Origin of the sequence: Helicobacter cetorum MIT 99-5656, from assembly GCF_000259275.1 — a bacterium.
Taxonomy (GTDB): domain Bacteria; phylum Campylobacterota; class Campylobacteria; order Campylobacterales; family Helicobacteraceae; genus Helicobacter; species Helicobacter cetorum.
Genome location: NC_017735.1, coordinates 190575 through 215320, shown reverse-complemented (window position 1 = coordinate 215320; position 24746 = coordinate 190575). Strand labels below are relative to the sequence as shown.

General features: G+C 34.8%; 20 protein-coding genes and 2 pseudogenes. 9 read left to right on the top strand and 13 right to left on the bottom strand.

Annotated elements, in window-relative coordinates; all coding sequences use genetic code 11:
• Positions 1 to 22 precede the first annotated feature (22 nt).
• From HCD_RS01070 to HCD_RS01050, 5 genes are all read right to left on the bottom strand, one after another.
• Positions 23 to 1984 (bottom strand): porin family protein, encoded by a 1962-nt coding sequence (locus HCD_RS01070; protein WP_014658774.1) that lies wholly within the window; start codon positions 1982 to 1984, stop codon positions 23 to 25.
• Positions 1985 to 2147: 163 nt separating this feature from the next.
• Complete coding sequence (locus HCD_RS01065; RefSeq protein WP_014658773.1) at positions 2148 to 2492, bottom strand: hypothetical protein; 345 nt, start codon at positions 2490 to 2492, stop codon at positions 2148 to 2150.
• Entirely contained in the window at positions 2489 to 3415 is a 927-nt protein-coding gene (gene rsmH, locus HCD_RS01060) for a 16S rRNA (cytosine(1402)-N(4))-methyltransferase RsmH (RefSeq protein WP_014658772.1), read from the bottom strand. Before rsmH ends, HCD_RS01065 begins: the two co-directional genes overlap by 4 nt.
• Positions 3416 to 3433: 18 nt before the next feature.
• The gene (locus tag HCD_RS01055; protein ID WP_014658771.1) at positions 3434 to 5029 is read right to left on the bottom strand and encodes a methyl-accepting chemotaxis protein; all 1596 of its coding nucleotides are present in this window, start codon (positions 5027 to 5029) and stop codon (positions 3434 to 3436) included.
• 86 nt (positions 5030 to 5115) lie between these two features.
• Positions 5116 to 5949 (bottom strand): outer membrane protein, encoded by an 834-nt coding sequence (locus HCD_RS01050; RefSeq protein ID WP_014658770.1) that lies wholly within the window; start codon positions 5947 to 5949, stop codon positions 5116 to 5118.
• 127 nt (positions 5950 to 6076) lie between these two features.
• Between HCD_RS01050 and uvrA the strand changes: the two genes are divergently transcribed.
• From uvrA to HCD_RS09740, 3 genes are all read left to right on the top strand, one after another.
• Entirely contained in the window at positions 6077 to 8929 is a 2853-nt protein-coding gene (uvrA, locus tag HCD_RS01045; protein ID WP_411269450.1) for an excinuclease ABC subunit UvrA, read from the top strand.
• 130 nt (positions 8930 to 9059) lie between these two features.
• Complete coding sequence (locus HCD_RS01040; protein WP_014658768.1) at positions 9060 to 9557, top strand: PAS domain-containing protein; 498 nt, start codon at positions 9060 to 9062, stop codon at positions 9555 to 9557.
• Positions 9558 to 9569: 12 nt separating this feature from the next.
• Complete coding sequence (locus tag HCD_RS09740) at positions 9570 to 10772, top strand: methyl-accepting chemotaxis protein (protein WP_014658767.1); 1203 nt, start codon at positions 9570 to 9572, stop codon at positions 10770 to 10772.
• Between the two features lie 54 nt (positions 10773 to 10826).
• On the opposite strand, the pseudogene HCD_RS08875 reads toward HCD_RS09740, so the two are convergent.
• The 3 genes and pseudogenes from HCD_RS08875 to tnpA form a co-directional block, all read right to left on the bottom strand.
• Positions 10827 to 11273: pseudogene (locus HCD_RS08875) on the bottom strand (outer membrane beta-barrel protein).
• Between the two features lie 875 nt (positions 11274 to 12148).
• Positions 12149 to 12313 (bottom strand): annotated as a pseudogene (locus HCD_RS09505) (cell filamentation protein Fic); the annotation flags it as partial.
• Between the two features lie 105 nt (positions 12314 to 12418).
• The gene (gene tnpA / locus HCD_RS01020; RefSeq protein WP_014658764.1) at positions 12419 to 12835 is read right to left on the bottom strand and encodes an IS200/IS605 family transposase; all 417 of its coding nucleotides are present in this window, start codon (positions 12833 to 12835) and stop codon (positions 12419 to 12421) included.
• Positions 12836 to 12871: 36 nt separating this feature from the next.
• Between tnpA and HCD_RS01015 the strand changes: the two genes are divergently transcribed.
• A complete protein-coding gene (locus tag HCD_RS01015; RefSeq protein ID WP_014658798.1) occupies positions 12872 to 14194 on the top strand; it encodes an RNA-guided endonuclease InsQ/TnpB family protein in 1323 nt (440 codons plus the stop codon).
• Positions 14195 to 14241: 47 nt separating this feature from the next.
• A complete protein-coding gene (locus HCD_RS01010) occupies positions 14242 to 15579 on the top strand; it encodes a portal protein (RefSeq protein ID WP_411269448.1) in 1338 nt (445 codons plus the stop codon).
• Here the strand turns inward: HCD_RS01010 and HCD_RS01005 are convergent, their stop codons facing one another.
• Both HCD_RS01005 and HCD_RS01000 read right to left on the bottom strand, forming a co-directional pair.
• Positions 15580 to 15963, bottom strand: a complete 384-nt coding sequence (locus tag HCD_RS01005; RefSeq protein WP_014658761.1) for a hypothetical protein — start codon at positions 15961 to 15963, stop codon at positions 15580 to 15582. It abuts the gene before it with no gap.
• A 196-nt stretch (positions 15964 to 16159) separates the two neighbouring features.
• Positions 16160 to 16558 carry a hypothetical protein gene (locus tag HCD_RS01000; RefSeq protein WP_014658760.1) on the bottom strand — a complete coding sequence of 133 codons (399 nt, stop codon included), beginning with the start codon at positions 16556 to 16558 and terminating at the stop codon, positions 16160 to 16162.
• Positions 16559 to 16670: 112 nt separating this feature from the next.
• On the opposite strand from HCD_RS01000, the gene HCD_RS08865 reads away from it, so the two are divergent.
• The gene (locus tag HCD_RS08865; protein ID WP_014658759.1) at positions 16671 to 16895 is read left to right on the top strand and encodes a hypothetical protein; all 225 of its coding nucleotides are present in this window, start codon (positions 16671 to 16673) and stop codon (positions 16893 to 16895) included.
• A gap of 11 nt (positions 16896 to 16906) precedes the next feature.
• Here HCD_RS08865 and HCD_RS00995 read toward each other — a convergent pair whose 3' ends face one another.
• Positions 16907 to 17230 carry a phage holin family protein gene (locus HCD_RS00995; protein WP_014658758.1) on the bottom strand — a complete coding sequence of 108 codons (324 nt, stop codon included), beginning with the start codon at positions 17228 to 17230 and terminating at the stop codon, positions 16907 to 16909.
• Between the two features lie 11 nt (positions 17231 to 17241).
• Positions 17242 to 17559, bottom strand: a complete 318-nt coding sequence (locus tag HCD_RS00990) for a hypothetical protein (protein WP_014658757.1) — start codon at positions 17557 to 17559, stop codon at positions 17242 to 17244.
• A 112-nt stretch (positions 17560 to 17671) separates the two neighbouring features.
• Between HCD_RS00990 and HCD_RS08860 the strand changes: the two genes are divergently transcribed.
• A complete protein-coding gene (locus HCD_RS08860; RefSeq protein WP_014658756.1) occupies positions 17672 to 17890 on the top strand; it encodes a hypothetical protein in 219 nt (72 codons plus the stop codon).
• Between the two features lie 16 nt (positions 17891 to 17906).
• On the opposite strand, the gene HCD_RS00985 is transcribed toward HCD_RS08860, so the two are convergent.
• On the bottom strand, positions 17907 to 18443 hold the full coding sequence (locus HCD_RS00985) for a DUF5675 family protein (RefSeq protein WP_014658755.1): 537 nt from the start codon (positions 18441 to 18443) through the stop codon (positions 17907 to 17909).
• Between the two features lie 145 nt (positions 18444 to 18588).
• Here HCD_RS00985 and HCD_RS09500 point away from each other — a divergent pair, with 145 nt between their 5' ends.
• Complete coding sequence (locus tag HCD_RS09500; RefSeq protein WP_014658754.1) at positions 18589 to 24219, top strand: putative barnase/colicin E5 family endoribonuclease; 5631 nt, start codon at positions 18589 to 18591, stop codon at positions 24217 to 24219.
• Positions 24220 to 24293: 74 nt separating this feature from the next.
• A complete protein-coding gene (locus HCD_RS00975) occupies positions 24294 to 24746 on the top strand; it encodes a RipA family octameric membrane protein (RefSeq protein WP_014658753.1) in 453 nt (150 codons plus the stop codon).

Here is a 24746-nt window from a genome sequence, read left to right as displayed (position 1 = left end):
TTTTAAAAGAGGGTTAATGGGGTTAAAACACCCACCCATAATTAAAAAATACCTTAAAATGGCTGGAGCCTTCATTAAAAAGGATGGTGTTTGTTGTTGTATTGTCATTAGAAACGATACTAACCTTTCTCTCTATTAAAGGTACACTAATACCCACAGAATACTTAGAATGCTTGTAGCGATAATTCAATCCAGTAACTGCATCTAAATTAGCGTTTCTTTTGACTTGATTAAATGCGTGATAGCCATTATATAACCCCCTTAACCCACCAAACACTCCAAAAGATGAAGAAAAGCTTTTATTCATCTTAGTAGTTTTTGAAGTTTTAGTATAAGTAGTGATAAAATCTAGTAATAAATCTATTCCCCCACCATAGCTTAATTGTTCTATTTTTTTGCTAGTTGCTTTGGCATAGTTGTATTTCACAATGCCATAATAAGCTAACCCTATAAAGTTATTGAAGTAGTGTTGGTAGCCTATTTTTAAATTAGCCCCTAGTATAGGGGCGTTAAAATTTTTTGAAGTGGTTGCATTTTCTAAAATATAAGATTTTTGGGTGGCAGTGGAACTAGAAATTAAAAAACTTTGCTTGAGTGTGCTAAGCATAGAGTTTGCTAAACTTGTGGTATCAAGGGTCGCATTTAAGTTATAGCTTTTTTGACTGCTTAAATTAGCGTAATCTATCGGCAGAGCGTTTTTATCCATGAGTTGTTGCCACACAGCCGTGGTGATGCCTAAAAATCCGGCTGGGACATGGTGGCAGTCAGGATAAACTGAATCAGGAAAATTGCCTGGATATGTAGGCTTACCTTCGCCATTAAAACGAGAGCAAACATCATAAGGAATGCCATCAGAATCGCCTTTGCCATCAGGTTTTGGGACTCGCTGATAAGTCATGTTTCCGTTATGGCTGTAGTGTTTGGTGTGGCTAAATTCATGTAAAATGGTTGTTATGCCGTTAAGATTGAGCGTTTTCAAATCGTTACCAAAAAGTGTGGTAGGATTAATAGCATAAGCTTCTACTCCTAAACTACCCTGAGTAATACTACCACTTCCTAAGCCTTGCACACTAGAGTTTTTTAAGATGATGATTTTAAGTAGCATGTGGCTCGTAAAATCGCTTATGACTTTATTGGGGGAAACTATATCATTTTTAAATTTAGGATTAACCAAACCATCTTTATGGGGAGCCACGCATTTTTCATGCCCAAACCAACAATCTCCAGGACTCCAACTATTCACAAAATCAAAGGGAGCGTTTTTTATATTTTCTTGCCATGATTTTGAATCAAATACTGCAAACATGTTTAGGAGTAAGTTTGTAAATTCTTCAGCGGTCTTTGGGGTAAAGCCTTGCCAACAATCATTTTTTCTGGGTTGGTAATAGCAAGTGTGAAGTGGGGGCGAATTCATATACTGCACCATTAAATTTGTCGTCATGGTATCTAAAGCCCTAAACAATCTCTGTGTATTTTCATCAGAAAACTTTGTGCTAGAGACTTCAAAATCAGAATAAGTGGCACTAGGGCTAATCTGCTTGAAATTATCAAATAATCTTTCAGGTAAAACGATTTTGGCTTGCTTAGGAATGGTCTCTATCATGCCCAAATCAATGAGTTTGCCTTGAGAGTCTTTAAACGAAAGCTTAACATTATTCAAATTATAAGGCAGAAAATTTTCTATTGTGAGTTCATTATTTTTCATACTCACTTTAATAGGGTGTAAAGCTGAAAATTGTAATTGTGATATGGCGTTAGCATCGCCAAATAAATTAGTCGCCCCCTTTAAAATCGTGTTTAGAGGCAAATAGTCGGCATAGGTATTGTGTGTAACCGCATCAATATATTCTCTCTTAACTTGATTCTCTTGCTGTTTGGTGCCTTGTAAAAGCCCAGTTTCAAAACCCCCCTCTATGAAAAAGCCGCTTTTTTGGTGGGCTTGTAAGGTAGCAAACAATAAAAGCGAAGTGTATAATTTTTTCATTGTTATCCTTGTTAGTCCGTAGAGTTCTCATTATACAATACAAAGAAATTGTTTTTTTTTTTTGAAATTAGAGTTTTAAAAGGGATTAAAAAGGCTTGATATTTCATAATTGAAACAAAATTTTAAAGACAAGCCTTTGTTTTTAGGAGATGTTTGCTATCAATTAAAATGCAATATCGCCAATATTCTCACTATTTTCTATGTAGTATTTAAAACGCTCTTTTTCTAATTTATTTTTTATAATTTGTTGTTCCTCTAAAAGCAAGCGTTTTTGGTCTTCTAAGGCATTAATTTTACGGCTTGTATAATAAATATTGTTGCTTAAATAGACTTTAGGCACTAATAGAGCTAAAAAGATTCCCCCCACAACTAATACTCCTATTAAAACCATTAATGAGAGTCCATGTGAATTTTCATTTGTAGTTTCGGCAAATAATTCTTTCTTTTCGTAATCTTCTATACGCACAAAGTGTTCTTGAGATTTTAAGGGTTCTTCTAAAGGATTCAAGACTTAAACCTAAAAATTCTCATTTTGGCACTTCTTGAACGCCTATTTTCTGCAATTTCTTTTGCACTTGGAACAATGGGCTTTTTAGTGAGTATTTCACCAAGTGCGTTATTGTTAGAGCAAGTGCATCTAAAACTTGAAACATCACAGATGCAATTTTTCGCATAGTTTTTGAAGGCGTTTTTTACCAACACATCTTCTAAGGAATGGAACGATATAACGCACAAAATCGCTCCCTTAAGATTTTTCGCACTTTCTAAAAACCCTTTTAATTCTTCTAGTTCATTATTCACTTCTATACGAATCGCTTGGAAAATCAAAGTAGCTGGGTGGATTTTCTTATTCTTAGAGAGAGAGCTAATAAAAGAGCTTAAATCCTTAGCATCTTCAAAAGGCTTTTTAGCTCGGCGTTCTACAATGTGGTGAGCGATTTTTTTATAGTCTCTCACTTCGCCATAATCTCTAAAGATTTTTTCTAAAGCCACCACAGAATAAGAGTTGATAACTTTTTTAGCATTCAGCTCACTCTCTAAATCCATACGCATATCCAAAGTGTGCGAATGGAAACCAAAACCCCTATTTTCATCATCAAGCTGTAAGGAACTCACCCCCAAATCCACCAAAACACCCTTAATTTGCTCACCATAAAATTCTAGGGCTTTTTTAAAGCATTGCAAAAACCCCCCACTCATAATACTATAGCGGTTTTCAAATTCTTTCAAACGCTCTTTGGCTAATTCTCTAGCAAATTTATCTTTATCAATGCCTACAAGTTTAAGGTGTGGGTTTTGAGATAAAATAGATTTAGAATGCCCCCCTAATCCTAAAGTGCAGTCTATAAACACCCCACTTTCTAACGGCTTAAAGGCTTGTAAAACTTCTTGTAATAAAACGCTTTGGTGTAGATTCTCTATCGTTTGCAAAAAATCCCCCCAACAGACTTAACTGAATTTATCAAATTCCTTACCCCAAAGAATGGTATTATCTTGCAATTGTTTGATATTGTTATCCAAACGCTCACGAGTTTCTTTAACTACATTGAATGTATCTAACACAGATGCACTCAAGTCTTTAATGCCATTAATCTTGCTAGAAACTTCATTGTTTTCTTCAATACCACCTACAATCTTACTGCGACTTTCTTCTAAAATACGAATAACCTCATGGCTTTTTTGAACCACTTCTTTTGCTTTTTCATTTGCCTGATTACTCTCCTCGGCAATCTCGTTTACACTCGCTCCATTAGAACCTATGCTTTCATTGAGTGTGCCTACTAAAACATTGATTTCACCTAGCGATTTTTTAATTTGCTCGCTGAGTTTTCGCACCTCATCAGCCACGACTGCAAATCCCCTACCATGCTCACCCGCTCGTGCAGCTTCAATAGCGGCATTTAAGGCCAAGAGATTAGTCCTGTCCGCAATATCATTAATAATCGCACCGATATTTTTAATCTCATTAGCTTGAGTTTGTAGATGACTAAAGCTTTCTCTAACCATATTTTGTCTCTCATTCATGCTCGTATTTGTATTGACAATAGCTTCTAATTCAGTTTGAAACTCTTGTAAAACACTAAAGGAATTATTTAGATTTTCCGTGCTTTCATTGAGATTATTTTGTGCATGAGAAAGCAACTCGTTACTATTAACAATCGCTTCATTCATGTTATTCATATGTTCTACTTGGGTTTGACCCATGCCGACTAATTCGTTGCTTACTTTTCCTAAATCGCTATAAAGAATTTTATCCTTTTCAAAAATTTTTCCACTCTCTACAATCACTTCTTGGATTTTATCCAAAAAGCCATCAATATTTTGTGCAGCAATTCCGATTTCATCTCTAGTTTTTATGCCTAAGCGTTTGCTTAAATCTACTTTAGCAGTATTGACAAAACCATTACTCAACTCAATAAGCTTATTCAAGGGGTTAAATAAGTCTCTTTTAACCATAAAGAGTAAAACAAACAGCAATGCTACCACTACAGCAATAATGGTAATAATAGTGCTATACTGGTGATGAGATATAGAGGTATAAATATTGTTTAAATTTAATTTAAGCTCCATAACCCCTAGCATTTCGTTTTCTTTATTGTTGACATGACAAACCATACAAGACTTAGCATTCGCTAAAGGTTGTAAAAGCCATACATAGCCCTCTTCTTCATTAACAACATTATATTGAGGTTTGGTAACATCTTTGAAATACTCTAAAACTTCTTTGGGGTAATTTTCGCCAAACTTTACATTATACTTAAAAAGCCTAATATCGCCTTCGCCCGGAAAGAATTTTAGCTTGACGCCTTCAATTTTGTTGCTGTCTTCAACTGCCTGATGAATAGCCTCTTTGGTGCCAATGTTAATGGCTTGAACGATGGTGTTAAGAATACTTTGGTTTAGCATTTGAGTTACATGTAAACCTTGCTCATGGGCGACACTTCTATAATCTTTTTTTAGAAAAAACCAAACTGCAATTAGGAGAACCGAAAAGCTTGCGATTAAACCGATAACAATCTTGCTTTTTAAGGTGTGTAAATTCAAACTAAAATCCTTTTTTAAAGATTAAAAAACAATACTTACTTCATAAAATTAACACTAAAAAGCATTTAAAGACACCCTTTAAAGGGTTAAAAGGTGTAGTTATAGCCTAAATAAAGTGAAAAATCTCGTTTCAAATGGTAGTAAAGATTAGAGTAAGAAGGCCCAGCACTCAAAAACTTGTTAATCAGCATAGGCACCCTCACGCCAAACTCCACGCCATTATGCTTGTAGATATTAGTCCTTACGCCAAAATTAAACCACACTTGAAAATCCACGGTTGAAGTGTTGGTGCTATAAGGGGCGTTAGGGTTACAATAATTAGGATTATTCGTCGGATGGCAGACATTAGGACCTTTTGCCTGAATGATTTGGCTTTTCCAATAATTCGCTGCCGAACTTTTCCAAGTATTACCCCCAATGGCTACCCCACCAAAGACACCAAAAGAAGCGTTATCCTTATCAATAAAATTCGCTAACAAATCAGCCCCCACACCCCAAGAAGCCATGTCTAATTGAATTTTATTAGGTGCATACACTTGCTTACCCAAAGTGGCATGCCCATAATCAAAAAGCCCATGCACTCTAAAGCCAAACCACTTGCTTTGCATACCTAAAGATTTAAATTGAAAGAATTTCTTATAGCCTAAGCTCAGTCCAAAGCCATTTAACGCTCCGTTAGCGTATTTAGCATGCCAATTGATATTAGTGCCTTCTGGGTTTGTTCTATTAGCAGTCAAACCAGGCGGACAACCCACCACGCTTCCGCTACAACTCCCAGTATTATAAATATTGCTATTCAAACGAGCTTGACCAAGCTGGTAATTCGCCCCAATATAAACGCCATCGCCTTCTGCTAACAAAGGCGAGCTTAAGACTGAAGATAAAAGCCCTACAGCTACAAACTTTTTCATTAATTCCATTCCTTTACATTTCCTATCTTTAAAATTATCTCACAAAATAATAGCATGTTTTATCTTTAATCAAGCAAACAATTTTAACTCTTAATAAAGACAAATTATAATAAAACCAAACCTTTTTTGAAGTATAATAGCCCCTTTTAATCCACTCTGTTTAAGGAAACTCTTGCAAGATAAAATCATTATTCAAGGGGCTAAGGAAAATAATCTTAAAAATATTTTTTTAGAAATCCCTAAAAATCAGTTTGTTGTTTTTACAGGACTAAGTGGCTCGGGTAAATCCACTCTAGCGTTTGATACCTTATACGCTGAGGGACAAAGGCGGTATTTAGAGAGTTTGTCTAGTTATGCGAGACAATTTTTAGACAAAGTAGGCAAGCCTAATGTGGATAAAATTGATGGGCTAACCCCTGCCATTGCTATTGAGCAAAAAACCACTTCTAAAAACCCTCGCTCAACTGTTGGCACTATCACTGAAATTTATGATTATTTAAGGTTATTATTTGCAAGAATAGGAGAGCAATTTTGCCCTACATGTTTAGAGCCTATTAGCTCTATGAGTGCGACAGATATTATTTCTCAAATTTGCAACTTAGAAGAAAACTCTAAAATCATTATTCTAGCCCCTATTATTAAGGATAAAAAAGGCACTTTTAATGACAAATTAGAGAGCTTACGCTTAAAGGGGTATGTAAGAGCCTTCATTGATGGGGTGATGGTGCGTTTAGATGAAGAAATCAATCTACACAAAACCAAAAAACACACCATTAAGGTTGTAGTGGATAGAGTTGTAGTCAATAATGAAAATCATTCACGAATCGCTAGTGCTGTAGAAAAAGCCCTTAAAGAAAGCTATGGCGAATTAGAAGTAGAAATCTTACAAGAAAACGCTCCTAGTATCAAAAAGCATTATAGTGAGCATAAGGCATGCTTTAAATGCAAGATTAGTTTTGAAGAATTAGAGCCACTCAGTTTTTCATTCAATTCGCCTAAGGGGGCGTGTGAGAGTTGCTTAGGCTTAGGGACGAAATTTAGCCTAGATGTAGGTAAGATTTTAGAGCCTAACACCCCTTTAAATAATGGGGCTATCAAGGTGATTTTTGGGTATAACCGCAATTATTACGCTCAAATGTTTGAAGGCTTTTGTGAGAGTAATGGCATTGATATGACGCTTTCTTTTAACGAACTAAACAAAGAACAACAAGACGCTCTTTTATACGGGAATGGCACTGAAATTAGCTTTAATTTTAAAAATAGCCCCTTAAAACGCCCTTGGAAAGGCATTATCCAAATCGCCTATGATATGTTTAAAGAGCAAAAGGATTTAAGCGATTATATGAGCGAGAAAACTTGTTCTACTTGTAAGGGACATCGCTTAAAAGCATCAAGTTTGAGCGTTCAGGTAGCTGGTTTGAAAATGGCAGATTTTTTAACTAAGCCCATTGAAGAAGTCTATCACTTTTTCAAAGAACCTAACCATTTTAACTATCTTAAGAAGCAAGAAAAGCAAATCGCTGAACCGATTTTAAAAGAAATTTTAGAAAGGGTGTTTTTCTTATATGATGTGGGGCTAGGGTATTTAACTTTAGGGCGAGATGCAAGAACCATTAGTGGGGGGGAGAGCCAAAGAATAAGAATCGCTAGTCAAATCGGGAGTGGCTTGACAGGGGTTTTATATGTTTTAGATGAGCCTAGTATTGGTCTGCATGAAAAAGATACGCTCAAACTTATTAATACCCTTAGGAATTTACAAAAAAAAGGCAACACACTCATTGTAGTAGAGCATGACAAAGAGACCATTAAGCATGCGGATTTTATTGTAGATATAGGACCAAAGGCTGGAAGGCATGGGGGCGAAGTCATCTTTAGTGGGAGCGTGAAAGAATTATTACAAAACAAGCATTCTACTGCCTTGTATCTCAATGGCACTAAAAAGATTGAACGCCCTAAATTTGAACTGCCTAAAGAAAAACATTTTTTAGAAATTAAAAATGTGAATATTAATAACATTAAAAACCTAAGCACCATTATTCCTTTAAAGCAATTAGTGTGTATTACAGGGGTAAGTGGGAGCGGTAAAAGCTCTTTAATGTTACAAACTCTTTTACCTACCGCTCAAACTCTCTTAAACCATGCTAAAAAAGCTAAGAGCTTAAATGGGGTAGAAATCTTAGGTTTGGAGCATTTGGATAAAGTGATTTATCTAGACCAAGCCCCTATAGGAAAAACCCCACGAAGTAATCCTGCAACTTACACAGGCATTATGGACGAAATTAGGATTTTATTTGCCGAGCAAAAAGAAGCTAAGGTTTTAGGCTATAGTGCGAGTCGCTTTAGCTTTAATGTTAAGGGGGGGCGGTGTGAAAAATGCCAAGGCGATGGGGATATTAAAATAGAAATGCATTTTTTACCTGATGTGTTAGTGCAATGTGATAGCTGTAAAGGCACTAAATACAACCCCCAAACCTTAGAAATCAAAATTAAGGGAAAATCCATTGCTGATGTATTAAGCATGAGCGTAGAAGAAGCTTATGAGTTTTTTGCTAAATTTCCTAAAATCGCTGTGAAATTAAAAACGCTTATAGATGTGGGCTTAGGCTATATCACTTTAGGACAAAACGCTACCACTCTAAGTGGGGGCGAAGCCCAAAGGATTAAATTAGCTAAAGAATTGAGTAGAAAAGACACCGGAAAAACGCTCTATGTTTTAGATGAGCCAACCACCGGCTTACATTTTGAAGATGTGAATAATCTCTTACAAGTTTTACACTCCTTAGTGGCGTTAGGAAATTCTATGCTAGTGATTGAGCATAATTTAGACATTATAAAAAACGCTGATTATATTATAGACATGGGACCTGATGGGGGGGATAAAGGCGGACAAGTCATTGCAAGTGGCACGCCCCTAGAAGTCGCACAAAATTATAAACTCACTAAAAGCTATACAGCAAAATTCTTAGCCAAAGAATTTGACTTAGAATAGCCCCTATAATCAAAAATCTAATCTTTATCATTTAATATATATATATATATATATATATATATTATCAATTAAGTGTTTTTTTAATAAAGAATTGCTAACATGTTGCATCTTTTTAGGAAGGGAATATTATATGGAACGCTTTGTTGATGAAGAAGGGTTTTTGGTTTCTAAAACAACCACTAGGGGTGTGATTACTTATGCGAATGAGTCCTTTGTTAAAATTGTAGGGGCTAAAAGCATGCAGGATTTACTCGGTAAACCCCACAATATTATCCGTCATGCAGATATGCCAAAAATTGCCTTTAAATATCTTTGGGATACCATTCAGGCTAAAAATGAAGCGAATGTTTTTGTAAAAAATGTGAGTTTGGATAAAAAGGATTTTTACTGGGTGTTTGCAAATATTACCCCTTCACTAGACATGCAAGGTAATATTGTGGGTTATTATTCTGTTAGGCGTAAGCCTAATCCTAAAGGTGTGAGTGAAATTTCTAAGATTTATCAAAGACTTTTAGAATGCGAGCATCAAGCAAATGGGGTGGCGCTTGCCCAAAAGACTTTAGAAGGACTTTTAAAAGAAAATAACACTACTCTTGATGCATTAATGAATGCGTTACAAAACTCTTAAAGGCTCTTTAAAATGTTTAATTTCAATCAAAAACCGCATTTAAAAGAACTAAAAGCTATAGAGAAAGTAGTCAATCTTGCTTCTAAGGGGGAATTAGAAGCACGCATTGTAGGTATTAGTGAAAATAGCATGTGTTATACCTTATCCTTAGGCATTAATGACTTGCTAGACCAGGTAGAAGCTTTCCAAAGAGAAGTGTCTACTTGCACGAGTTTAGCCCAAAAGGGTGTGGCATACCGCCATGTGTTTACTTCAGGATTTCGTAAGTCTTTTCGTCAAAATATAGAAGCGATTAAAAAAGGTGTGAGTGGAATTTTAAATGCTAGACAGGCGTTAGTAATGCATGAGTTAAATAATGAATTTGAAAAACTTGGTATGGGTGCTAATGGCTTGCAAAATATTTTAGCTGGACTTCGCAGTAGCTGTAGCTTGCTCACTCAATCTGATGCGTTATGTGCTGAGGTGGCTCAAAATAGCCAACAAGCTTTAAAAGATTTTACACTTATGCAAAAATATATGAATACTCTAGATGAGACCAACAAGCACTCTAGCAACACTCTAAACACTTTAAATCAAGAGCTCCAAGAAGCTTCAAAAGTAGTCTCTAGTATTGATGAAATCGCTAGTCAAACCAATCTCTTAGCCCTAAATGCCGCTATTGAAGCCGCACGAGCGGGTGAGCATGGTAGGGGCTTTGCAGTTGTAGCTGATGAAGTGAGAAAATTAAGCGAAAAAACTTCGCAATCAGTAGAGAGTGTACAGAAAACCTTTAGAATTTTCAATGAGCAAACAAACCTACTCTTAAAAGCCTTTAACGAATCTAGTGAGCTTCTACAAAGTGCTTTAGAAACGATTCAGGCATTCTCTCAAACGCTCCATTCTTTTAATACCCAAAGCCAGCAAGGTTCACAATTAGCTGCTCAAGCTAACACACAATTAACTAAAATTGTAGCTACTTGTCAGTTCATGGCGTTTAAAGTGCGTCTTTATAGAGAGACTATCCATTCCAGTTTAAACAAAGAGCAAGTTGAAACTGATTTGGAGCATATCAATGAAGTTTTGAAAAATCACCATGTGGAAACCCTTCTAAATTATTTAAAAACTTTCATTGCTCGTTGTTTAGACGGCTATACACAAGATAACATGCATGAGCTTGTAGAAGGCTTTAAACAATTAGAAAAAGAAAGCCAAACGCTTTTAGATTCCATTAATTGAGTTGGTTTTAAAGTGAAAATGATTGGTTTTTGATTTAAAAAAGCTTTAAGCCCCTTAGAAAGCAAACCCATAAACCCAATACACAGAGTAGGGGCGGTAGTATTTCGCTTCGGTGCCACCATTACTATAATAGGTGTTATAGATAGTAGGGATTTGAATGCCAATCTCAATAGAGATGTTAGTTGTGCTTTTTCAAATCTTTCTTCAAGATTCCAAAGCTCATACGCATGTCCACATCAAAGAGAAATTGAAAATGCGTGTTTTGGACTTTAGCCACTAAATTAGGGTCTTTTTAAGCGTTGAGCTAAAGAGCTCTCTTGCTAGTTTGATACCGCTAAAAAGCCCTAGATTCAAGGACTTGTTGGTATAAGAACGCTCAAAAATGTTATAGAGCAAATCCGCTCTCACCCTATAAGTGAATAAGTCTATGGTGCTGCAGATGTTTTTAAAGCCCACATTCGCTCCATTATAAGAAAAGAAGCCATAATAACGCATGCCGATATTATGCTTAAGAATTGTTTGTAATATCTAAACCATTCAAGACACTAGAAACATTACTTGTTCTTGAAATTCCTGTTGTCAAACTAGAAATTGCTACTCAAAATACTTAAAGCTTGTCGGCTCACATCAATGACACTATTAGCTAAAGAAGCCACTTCTTGATTGGTGAATCTTGCTGTATTATTGGTATTATTTTTCGCCTAAAGTTTGAATGGCATTTATAAGTATCTTTAGCAACGGTATTAAGATTTGTGGTTTGTTTTTTTAAGAAACTCCACATATTGAGTGTTAAATACTGAATTGGTTTGAGCAGTTTGAGTGCTTGAACCACCGCTATTAGTAAAGGTTGTAGTTGGTAAGCGACTGCGACTTTATCATTTTGTTGACTCGTCTTATGATTTTTTTATCACCAAGATAGTATTCATCGCTTGTAAAAATACTCTACACTACTAGGATAGCTCATTATTCAAACATATAGTAGTAGGAAGTATTGTGAAGATTTAACCCTTGATTAGAGCTGATATTATTAGTATAGCTGGCGTTCATTTCATTGGTAAGTGTGCCTGCGTTTACACATACACTAAGTTGGTGTATGTGTATGGTAACAATAACTATGTGTCGCTTGGTCCTAGCAAAATAGCGATTAAAACTAGCTGAAATTTTTTAGTTTTATTTTCATTTCTCTTGTTTAAAATATGGTTTGAAATAGTGGTTCTATTCTTGTGGGCTTGGTTCATAAAAATATTAAAGAGCTTTAAAATAAGATATGGTTTTGTTAAAAAACGCATGGTTAAAAAACGAAGCAATTGGTTTGTAATATAAGGGTGTTTAAGTTTTATCACTGTGCTATTTCATTTTTTGTGTAAAACTTATTTTCAATGAGATTTTTCTAAGCTTTCGTAGTAATAGGATTGAATGACACCTTTAATTAAGGTTTGCTTATTGAAAATATCATTGCTTAAGTTGGCTTTTAAAAGTGTTTTGATTTCTAGGTCATTTACAGGGCTTCTTTTTATTACACTTAGGTAAGCATGTTTATCCCAACAAAGCGAAAAACTCCGTCCTTTAGGGCGGAGATGTAAGCGTCAATAGCCGTTAGGCTATTTTTTAGTGTCATTTAACCTAAAAACAAAAGGTTAGCAAATCTAATGTGGTGTTTCTTGCTCTTGGATATATTGCTTAATGATTTCTAAAGGAGCACCCCCACAGCTTCCAGCAAAATAACTAGGCGACCATAAATGATTGCCCCACAAAGTAGCTTTAACATTTTTAAAATTTTGTTGTCTAACCAAACGACTACTAACACCCTTTAAAGAATTAACTAACCTACTAACACTAACTTTTGGTGGATAATTGATAAGTAAATGCACATGGTCGCTTTCCCCATCAAATTCTACTAACTCGCTTTCAAAGTCTTTGCATACCTTAGCAAATACAGAACCTAAAAAGTCTATAACTTCTTTGTTGAATGCTTTACGCCTATATTTAGTTACAAATACTAAATGCACATGCATTAAAAAAACACAATGTCTGCCATGTCTAATATTATCAATTTGTTTCATAGACCAAGTTTAACTAAATTATGCTAAAATCTTTCTATGAAAGTAAATAAGGGCTTTAAATTTCGTTTGTATCCTACCAAAGAGCAACAGACCAAATTACAACACTCTTTTTTTGTCTATAACCAAGCCTATAACATTTGCTTAAATCTACAACAAGAGCAATACGAAAAAAACAAAGATTTACCCACTAAACAAAGAAAATGGCAAAAATCAAGCGAATTAGATAGTGCGATTAAGCACCATTTAAAAGCTAGGAATTTAAGTTTTAGTAGTGTAGTCGCTCAACAATCACGCATGAATGCAGAAAGAGCCTTAAGAGATGCCTTTAAAGTCAAAAATAGGGGCTTTCCTAAATTTAAAAACTCTAAATTTGCTAAACAAAGTTTTACTTGGAATAATCAAGGCTTTTCTATCAAAGACTTTAACGAACGCTTTAAGATGTTTAACTTAATGAAAATGCCCTTAAAAATGCGTATGCATAGAGACTTACCCCTTAATGCTAAGATTAAACAAATCGTAGTCTCTTGCTCTCATCAAAAATATTTTGTTAGTTTTAGCATAGAATACGAAAAAGAGCTTAACACTATTAAAGAGCCTAGAAATTGTGTCGGTGTGGACTTAAATATCTATGATATAGCTTTAAGCGTTGATTTAAAAGAATATGAAAAACTAACCGACCTAGAACAATACCAAAAAGACATGAAAGAACTAGGTTTAAAAGTAGATGAAAATATCAATCTAAAACGACTTATTCCTACTTATTCTAAACTACATTCTTTTAAAAAATACTCTAAAGAATTTAAAAGACTACAAAGAAAACAAAGCCGTAGGGTTTTAAAATCTAAACAAAATAAAATCAAACTAGGAGGTAATTTTTACAAAACTCAAAAAAAATTAAACAAAGCCTTTGATAAATCAAGCTATCAAAAACTAGACAGATACCATAAAATCACAAGCGAACTTTCAAAGCAATTTGAATTGATAGTAGTTGAAGACTTACAAATTAAGAACATGACCAAAAGAGCCAAACTCAAAAATGTTAAACAAAAGAGTGGGCTTAATAAGTCTATACTAAATACTTCATTCTATCAAATCATCTCTTTTTTAGACTACAAACAACAGCATAATGGCAAATTGTTAGTGAAAGCTCCCCCACAATATACGAGTAAAACTTGTCATAGTTGTGGGCAAATCAACCACGAGCTTAAATTAAATCATAGAGAATATCTGTGTCAAAATTGCGGATATATAGAGCATAGAGATATAAACGCCGCAAGTAATATTTTAAGCAAAGGGTTAAGTCTTCTTGGGTTAGGAAATAGCCTTGCAGACTTTAAAGAGCAAAGCCTTTCGTATTAGCATTCAGTAGGGTGCTTTAGTTAGGAAGCTCCTCGCTTTAGCGAGGGGTGTTTCACTTTTCAACCGATAAGAATGCCCTAGATTCAAGGCGGTTTCACAAAATAATGCATATTACAGAACAGGAGGCTAAAACTTTTTTTAATGATAGCGCGATTTTGTATTCTACAAGTAACGCCTATTTTAGCGCCCAAGAAAAAACCGCCCTTATTATAGAAACATGGATTAAAGAAGAGATAGAGGGCGAAATGGTGTGGAATAGATACCTGTGGAATGATAAAGCCGGTATCTATAAGATAGAATTTAAGCCTTTTAAGAATGGTTTATGCCCCTTTGTAGTCTCTAAGCTATACATTGATGAATATAACAATTATTATGGAATTTTTAGAGACATGAAACCCCTACAAGACTATATTAACTACGCAGAAAACCGCATGGGGAACATGATGGGAAGTTTCAAAGCGATGTTTGAAGAGGATGCCGTGGCTAATATAGATGAATTTGTAGAGACCATGAGCTTAGACAATGCTATTGTAAAAGTCAGGCCAAACGCCTTAAGCCAGAAAAAAATAGAATTTATGAATAATCAAGCCGATTTAAGCGCCTTAAGCCAAAAAGCAGAGCAGAAACGCCAGCTTTTAAGGATATTAGCAGGCGTGAATGATGAAAGCATGGGCATGGCAATTAACCGCCAAAGCGGTGTGGCTATCGCACAAAGACAAGAGAGTGGGCTAATGGGCCTACAAACCTTTTTAAAAGCAAGCGATGATATGGATAAACTCATTTACCATTTAGCGATTGATTTCATTTGCTATTATTTCACTAAGCCAGAAATTTACCGCATAGTAGATAAGAAAGTGGGCGACCGGTATTTTGAAGCTAACACAAATGAAACAAATAAAATCCGACCCTTACAATTTGACTTAATCTACAAAACGCAGTTAAAAACCGAATCTAAAGACCAAAAGTGGGGCAATTGGAATGAACTCTTAAAAATCCTTGCACAAATTAGACCAGATATTGTGCCGCAATTAGTGCCTTTAATCTTACAAGACATGGACAGCCCAATAACCGCCGATGTATTAGAGGTTATACAAAATAGCGACGCCTTAGTAGCTAAAAATCAAGAAGCACAAGCCAGCAGACAACAAGAATTACAAGCCCTAGAAATTGAAAAGCTAAAAGCCCAAATTTTAGAGCTAGAATCTAAAGCTAATAAATACAATGCACAAGGTGATTTGTCAAAAACTACATTACAAAGCGAACAAATTAACCAAGCTTTAACTATTGATAGCATTCAGCAAGGCAAAGTGCCAGAGACTAATCTAAAAACAAGCGACCAAACTACATGGCGAAAATACCCAAGCAGCATGAACTTAGATTATTAACTAAACTCTTACCACCTTTGAATAAGTAATGCTTTTTGAATACATACAATTTAAATAATTTGTTAAATTGTTTTTAGCTTGATTTTGAAGTTGCTTATAATTAGATATTTTTTGAAAATTCATTTCATTTGTGGGAACTTCTAAAAGATTAATAAGCATGCCATACATTAAAATGTTAAGACACATGGGCGGCAAGTCTAGTGAAGTATCAAGGCTTGTTACAGGAGCATAGCTAATCGTTAAGACTTCTAAAACGCCACTTTTAAAGGGCGTAACGCTTAAAGAATTACCTAAAATTAACAAACTAGTTTCGCCATGCGTTTTTTCATAGCTAACTCTCTTGTCTAATTCAATGTTATTAAATTTTGCTTTTAAAACGCCCAAGAGATTTGGTATTTCTAAATTTTTAAAATCTTGTTTTAATTCTTGTTTTTTAAGGACAGGATTAAGCCTAAATTCTAGTATTAAATCAATTAAGGATGCATTTAAGCATCTAATAACTCAGAATCATTAAACATTAAGAAATCGGTATCGCTATCGTTTAAACGCTTTCTAACCTTTAAAATAATATCGCTAACTTCTAGCATAATATAAGCTCCTTTTCTAATTGTTTAAAGTATGGTGGGTTTAAGTAGTAACAGCCTTTTGATATGTTTAAATCATAAAGGCGTAAAAACTCATTTAAGAGTTTTAATTGATAGGGGTTTTTTGTAGTTTTATTTTCAAAAAGATGCTCTTTTAAAGTGATTAATTCTAAGTCTATTAAATTAAGATTTTTTGTGTAGTCTTTAAAATTTAGAGTGCCTTCGCCATCGCAGACATAGAACTTAAAGTCATTGTAAGTGTAAAAATTTTTGTAACTCACATTTAAAGAGCATGTATTAGTTTCTAGTATTTTCTCATTTAAAAGGTTTTTGAAACTATCAAAAGATTTTAAAACGCCCAAAGGCGCATCAAATTCTACTAACCTAAATGCCATTTAAAATCCTTTTATTGACATATTAAGCATTTTTTGATTAAATGCTTTTGAGTTTAAAGAAATTTGAGGCACAACACATGACAACAAGAACCTTTTACAATTACCACCATTAATGCATAAAAATTCATTAGTTACGATTGAACGCCTAGAATATGAAAAGAGAGACAAAGCCATGGAAACCCTAGCAAAAAATAACCCTGAAATGTTTGTAGACTTAGTTTTAAAACAAGAAGATAAAAAATTCAATGATAGGAATAAAAACCGCTCACTAATAAGACAAATTATCTTATTTTTTATTATAGCTATTTTAGCAGCATTATATATTTTAAAACATTGATTAAGCATTTTTTAAAGCCTTTTTTCTAAGAGTTTAATAGCTAGAGTTGAGATACTCTCAGCGCCCAAATATCCTATACCACCAGCGATGGCAACGCTTAGTGAAGTGGGTAAATGAAAGAAATATGTAACAATTTCATAGCTAATCCAAGTAGAGAGCATGCTAGAGCCTACCGCTTGAATAATGTAAAAAAATTTTTCTTTTTTAGATTTAAATTTTTCAATTCTTATACTTCTAAGCATATACAAAACCCCCACATAAACGCCCACAACGCCGAGTAAAATATAAGGGGCAATTTTTGAAACTTCAAACCCAGTTACAATTGCATCTTTCATTTTTTTTTTTTTTACTTCTCTCTTGTTTGTAACTCTTTTTTAATTTCAGTTTTCATGGCTTGTAATTCTTTTGAGTGTTGCTTTAATTCTTCAGTATGTTTTACGGCCATTTGAGTGTCTTTCCTCATACTTGCTAAATGCTCTTGACTCTTCAATAGTGATATTTCAAGCTCATTTAAATTCTCTTTGAACGCATACTCTAGAGTCTCTAACCTGTAGCTATGATAAATGCTTAAACATAACTCTAAAATGTTAATAATAGTAAATAGAACAACACTCATAAAAAACGCATATTTGCATCGTGGTTTGATTATGGTTTCTTTATCCATTTAAAATCCTTTTATTGACATATTAAGCATTTTTTGATTAAATGCTTTTGAGTTTAAAGAAATTTGAGGCACAACACATGACAACAAGAACCTTTTACAATTACCACCATTAATGCATAAAAATTCATTAGTTACGATTGAACGCCTAGAATATGAAAAGAGAGACAAAGCCATGGAAACCCTAGCAAAGAATAACCCCGAAATGTTTGTAGACTTAGTTTTAAAACAAGAAGCAAACAAACAAAAAAACGCCGACAAAAATCGCCTATTAACATTGTTTGTTATAGTATTAGTTGCTATTTTAGCAGCTTTATATATGCTAACACACTGAAGCATAAACTCCACCTTTACTTGTCTATAATGTAAAGGGTAAAATTTTCTACACCTTTATCGCTTAAAAAATCAAAAAAGCGTTTTATAGCCTCTTTGCTTTTATAAATCATTTTGTCGTCATGCTGTGTGCCTAACAGGATGCATCCTAAAGTATCATGCGCCGTGTTACCTACATGAATAAGTATCTTTCTATCTCTAAAACTTGCATCGTTTGGATTAGATAGCAAAATGCCCTTATTTCTACCATTTAAACATTTTTCATATTCACTAGGCATGGTGCAACTTGTTTCGCACCACTCTAATTTATAAGAGCCACTTAATATGGGCTTGTCTTTGTTTCTTTCACTAGTGGGAGTGCCGCTATTTTCTAAAGAAAAGCAAGCGAACAAGGGGTCTATTTTCTCATAAGCTTGTAAAACTTCGTTTAAAGAGCTTTGAGAGTCATGTATGGTTTCAAACACTCTAAAAGAGCCAAGCATGCCAGCCTCTTTTTTATTGTCTTTTGTAACTTCTTCTAAGTCCTTCTCTCTTTTTAAAAAAATGCTATACATTCAAACGCCTTTTAATCATTTTTGAATATTAAAGCAAAAAAACCTTTTTTAATAAATGGTTATATTGAAAAAATTACAATGTAACCATTTTAAAAAAATCAAAAATAGGTTAAATTTATGCAATATTTTTTAAGAGGTATATCTAATGGCAACTTTAGATTTTGAGAGATTAAGCAAGGACAATATATCCCCAAATAGCGTGTTAAATTTTGTAAAAAATAATGATAGTAATTTCAACTACAACGAGCTAGAAAGCTACTATAAGCAGCAAGGGCTAAAAGATGATGCATTAACTAATGCTTTATACACAGACTTAAAAAATACAAAAGGCTTACAAATTTCTATAAAACCTAAAACGCCCACAAACGATGCCCCCCTAAATTTACAGAGCATGCCAATAAATGAATTTGAGCTTAAGAAAGAAAGAGTTTTAAACACTTTAGAAAACAAATCAAAGGAATTAAAAGAACAGGGCTTTTTTGAGAGATTAGCAGAAAAAACCGCCAATACATTAGAGGGCGTATTATTAAAAAAACCACAATTTGAGAGCTACAAAGAGAATGCTAACAAATTACAAGAGCTTAAAACACTAGCTAAAGAGAATGATATAGACTTCAAAGACCTACCCAAACAAATGCAAGAGAGCCTAAAACAAGAGAGAAACGATGATGGGCTATTAAGTGGAGCCATTAACGCCATACAAGAAAGCGTTACAAATAACGCCACAGAAAAAGCCTACAACGATGAAAAGAATCTCTACCAAATCGCAAAAAATAATAAACCCTTTGAGAGCTTAAGCGATAAAGAGCAAGAATTAGTTAAGCGTGATTTAGGTTTTTTTGATAACTTCAATGAGAAAAACTACAACGAGTGGAAAGAAAACACAAGAGCCAAAGATATTACAAAAGAATTTCAAAAGCAAAAGGCATTCTTAGACAATATCCATGAGGCCAAGTCTATTGCTAACTTATTAAACACAGCGAGCGAAACAGAGAAACAAGACTATTTAAAAAGCCTTAACACATTAGCAAGGCTACAAGGATTTGACAACGCCACAACCAACGAGAAGGGCGATGTATTTGTTTCTAAAGATAACAAGAGCTACAAAGTAAACGATGGCTTTTTTAATAATTTTTTAGATAGCTTGAAAGCGAACGCCTTTAGCATAAGCGGTGGCATAATAGGAAGTGTTGAAGGCGCTAAAAATGCGATTAAGAAAGGCAAGATTAACCCCTTAAGCGTTGCTATAGGAGCAGGAGTGGGAGGAGCGATAGGAAGTGGGTTAGGGGGCATTACAGATGCAGTCATAACCAACCACTATCTAAACAGAGAGCAAAACCTAAAAGAGACTTTAAAACATGGCATACAAGAGGGGTTATTAAGTTTAGCCGGCGATGTTGCTATAGGAGCAGCGGCAAAATTAGCAAAGCCAGCCATAAAAGCCCCCTTAAAACTAGCCAGCATGAGCATGCCCTATCAATTTACAAGAAACTTTTTTACAGGCAATGCTAAAAGAGCGAGCGAAATCATAGAGAACACTTTAAGCAAGGAGCAACAAGAGAGCTTAAAAGAGTTTGCAGATAGTTTCGGAGGCAATGTTAAACCAAACCAAGAGGGTAGCGACTTTTTGAGAGAAAAAATCGCCAAAGCTTTTAATAATGATAGCAATAAATTAAAAGCTTACGACACCCTAAAAGACATTATAATCCTAGACAATAACAAGGAGCAACAACAAGCCTTTTTAAGAGCTATACGAGCCGATGATACAGGAAACACTATCGCATTCTTAAGTGAAGCCGCTAATATCAGCCCAAGAGCTAACAACAACCTAAAAAACATTTTAAGACAAACTAGCGAAAATTTAAGAAACTCTTTAAAAGAATACGATTTAAAAGATTATGAGGTTAAGAGCGTGTTTGACAAGCTAGAAGCAGGCACAAAAGACAGCTATAATCAAGCCCTAGATGGCGTTATAACTAAACTATATGATAACAGCTACAAGACTAATTTAAACGACAATTTAAGCAATATAACCGCCTTTGAGAGTTTTAAGAATGATTTAAAAGCCCAGGGCAAGATTGACCCAAGCGCTAAAAGCTTTTTAAACCAAGTTGAAAGAAATATCTACAACAAGAATGGCGTAACTTACGAGCAACTAAGAAATGCAAGGCAAATGGTAAATGCTTATGAACGAAATGTAAAAGACCCCTCTACTTTAGGATATATCCAAAAAGCCAGCGCTAAGTTTTTAAAGAACGACATAGACAACGGCATTGACAATATATTGAAGCAAAATAAGAGTGCTTATGAAAAAATCAAAGAGCTACACCATACGGCTATAAACGATTACAGAAACATGAAAGCCACCATGGACTTAATAGACACCGCTAAAATAAGAGACAGAAACATTAAAGAACAAGACGCTATTAAATCCTTAATGAAAGTTATACAAGGACAAGGCGAGAAAGATTTAAGCAATTACGAAGTATTAACTAAAGGCTTAAACACACAAGACAGAGAACGCCTTGAATTAAGCATGCTAAATCGCATAATGCAAGATAGCACACAAGGCGATTTAAAAGTTTTTGATAGTCATAACTTTTTTAACAAGTTAAATGAATTTAAGGGCGGCGTTTTTAACACCCCAAAGGCTAAGGAATACATAGACATAGCAAACGGATTTCATAAGCTTTTTAAAAACGATTCTGAAATAGCTAACAACCTAAAGGCCGCTACTACCAAAAACATTAACCAAGGACTAGCTACAACCCTAAGCGGGGCGGCTAAGTTTTTATGGACTAAGTTTGCTTTAGGGACACTCTATAGAAATGCCCCCGATAGATTTCTAGGTTTAAAGCTACCCAAAGCCCTAAACGAAAGCACCGCAGGAGCTGCTTTAAAATACCACATTAAGCGAGCGTTAGAGAGAAGCACAAGCGTTGATGAGTTTAGTAAAAACCTTGAATTAAGCGCTAAAAATTCTAAATTTTCAAATGATACCCTTAAGATTATAGATGAATTACAAGGCGGTTTAAATCAAGCTAAACAAGATTTTAAACAAGCCAGCGAGCCAGCCACACAAGAGAGATTAAAAGAAGCCACACAAGAGCCATTAAAAGCACCCACAAACGATGCCCATCTACCACAAGCCACCCAAGAAGCCCCCCTAAATACAAAAGAGCCAGCCACACAAGAGCCAGCGAAAGAAATCACAGATAAAGCCACAAGAGAGTGGGGAACAAATTACGGCGAGTTTAAAGGGAATGGTTTAGGAGCAATTGAGAAGCTACTAGAAACTAAAGAAGGCTATGTTACGGGGGCATTTCACAAGGAAGGTTTAGGGGATATTGATTTAGTCTATGGTAATTCTAAGTACGGACTAGAACACATTTTACAACGAAGGGAGCAACAAGCACTTAATAACGGACTAAGCGAGCAAGAAGCTAAAACCTACGCTTTAGAAATAGTCAAAAAAATACCAGAAGTGATTGAGAAAGGAAAAGTTTTAAAAGATGACTTAAACCGCTTGTCTGTAGTGTATGAAAATCAAAGAGTGGGGTTGAAAGATAACTGGCAAGGCGAAAAACTAGCTAACAAGTGGATAGTAACAAGCTATGAATTAGAGAATAGCGGAAGTTTATACACATCTCCACTAATTACAAAGAGCGAGATTCAGCCCTTAAACTCTAACGGAGCTAATCCTACCCAAAAAGAACTAATAAAACAAGAAAAAGCCCTAACACCCCTACAATTAGCAGAGCAAGAAAAACTACAAAAGCAAGCCCTAGAAAAAGAAAAAGCCTTACAAGATTATGAGAGCTACAAAGAAGATGCCCTTAAAAGAGAAGAAGCCCTAAAACAAAAACTAGCATTTGAGAGGGGTAATGCCGGCAATTTAGAGAGCGAGACTAAAATTGAAGTGGGGCAAGATATACCCTTAAAAAAACTAGATTTAGCTAAGAGCAGAGTTAGGTTAAATGACGGCGAGATTTTTGACCTAGATTATGCGATAGTTAAGGCTAAAGACTTAAAACCCAGTTTTACCACAGGCGGAACGCAAAAACGCACGCATATGAATGAAGAACAGATTAAAAACATTGCAGAGAACTTTGACCCACAAAAGATTTTTGGGAGCGGGGGCTTTGAAGATTTGCCGATTATTTTACAAGACGGGCAAGTGATAAGCGGTAATCATAGAATACAAGGCATGCTAAATTTTACGAATAAGAGCCGAGCCGCCTACGATAAAGCGATACAAGACTATTATAATATCACACTAAAGCCAGATGAACTCCTAATTAGAGTGCCACACAAAAACCTTAATAATACAGAGGTTAACAACTTAGCAGCAGGAAGCAATGCGGGGCGATTTAATAGTGAGAGCGACAAGGCGTTGAGCGTTTTAAGCCACTATACACCTAAATTAAAAGAGCTTGATAAAAAGCTAAACGCAGACACCATCCACTCCTTAAAGCGTTTAGTTGCTAGAGATTTAAACTTTGACAAAGCCACAAGCCCAAATGTTAGCGATAGTAATTTAGCTTTGCTAATGTATAACATGCCACGGAGTGAAACCCAAGGCATAGAATTATTAAACAAGTGGCACAAAGAATTTAAAGATGACCCCAAGAGCTATGAAAAAGTTAAAAAAATGTTTATAGATAATGCAGGGAGTTTTCACAATCTAATCCACGATTTAAATTTTCCTAAACTGAGTTTAAACGCTTATTTAAGCGATACACTAGACAGAGCCTTTAAATCTATCAAAGACTATGAAAGCACAACAGAGAGCTTAAAAGCCCTTGCTGATAAACACAGCGCAAGTTCACTAGGTTTTACAGAATATGAAAAAAGCCAGCACAAGAGCGATATAAGCGAAATTTTAGGAGCGGCCTTAGCGCGATTTGCTAGACTTGATGACCCAAGCAACGCCTTATTTGAAGCCCTAAGAAGTGATAACATTAAGAAAGGTTTAAGAGAGCATAACATAGCAGATGATACAAAAGACTTGTTAGGAAGCGATAGAAAGGTTTTTAATGATATTGATATATACGACTTCACGCATTATCTCTTAAAGCACGATAGAAAACCCAACGAAAACAACCAAGCCCTAAACCAGCTAACAAGAAACATTAAGGGCTTACAGAAAGATTATTATAAGAGCTTAGAGAAACAAGCCACAAACGATGCTAATCTACCACAAGCCACAAAAGAAGCCCACCTAAATACACAAGAGCCAGCGAGAGAAGTTACAGAGCAAGCCACAAACGATGCCCCACTAAATGCACAAGAGCCAGCGAGAGAAATAACAGAGCAAGCCACAAGCCCCTATGAAGTAATAAAAGACAAAGAAAATTTTTTAAATGGTTTAGATAAAAATTTAAAGGAATATGCCGTGCGTATTCCTAAAGAATTAAACGAACAAGAATTTTTAAAATCCTTTAACAATGCGATTAACAAAGAGAATTTTTTAAAACATTTAGGAACTAGAACGGATGGTAATGTTAGGCTTGCTAATTTGCATCTTATAGAGCCGACACTCAAAGAGCCTTTAATCGTTACTTATGAGACCATTAATGGAGCATTAAGAAAGCATTATTTTAAACCATTCATTAAAGAAAATTCTAAAACCATGAATTTTATGGTGGTAACACAAGACAAAGATAATAAATTCATTACAGGAACAATTATAAGAGATGGGAGCATTAAAAACAAGATTAAAAAGTCCGCCGTAATCCACTCTTTTATGCGGACAGAGCAGGCAAAACATGATTAAAAATCATGGAGTGAACCGCAAACGGATTATAGCACAAAAAACAACAACATAAAACTTAACCCAAAGGATTAAAAATGTTAAAAAACAAAAGCCTTTTAAATGAAAATCAAACACAGCAAGAAATACTTAATCAATATCTTTTAATGGTAGAAGAAGCAAGACACATAAGCGACAGACGCACTAATACTAATTTTTGTTTTATAGCTTTTCATTTGATTTGTTTAAGCGTAGCTTTAATTTTAGGGGGGTTTAAGGCATGCGTGTTTATAAGCGTGGGCTTAATTTTGTGTATCGTATGGTTAGAGATATTAAAAAAATCAAAAGCCGTTAATAGCATTAAATTTGAGATTATTACGCAGTTAGAGAATAGTTTAAGCGTTAATCTATTTAGTTATGAGTGGTATTTAATGCAAGAAAAAAATAAAAATTTTAAACTATTTTTTACTATTGAAAGCAAGATGCCCATCTGTTTTTTTGTGGCATATTTGTTTAGTTTTTTAGTATTAACTTTTTTTGAAAGGAATTAA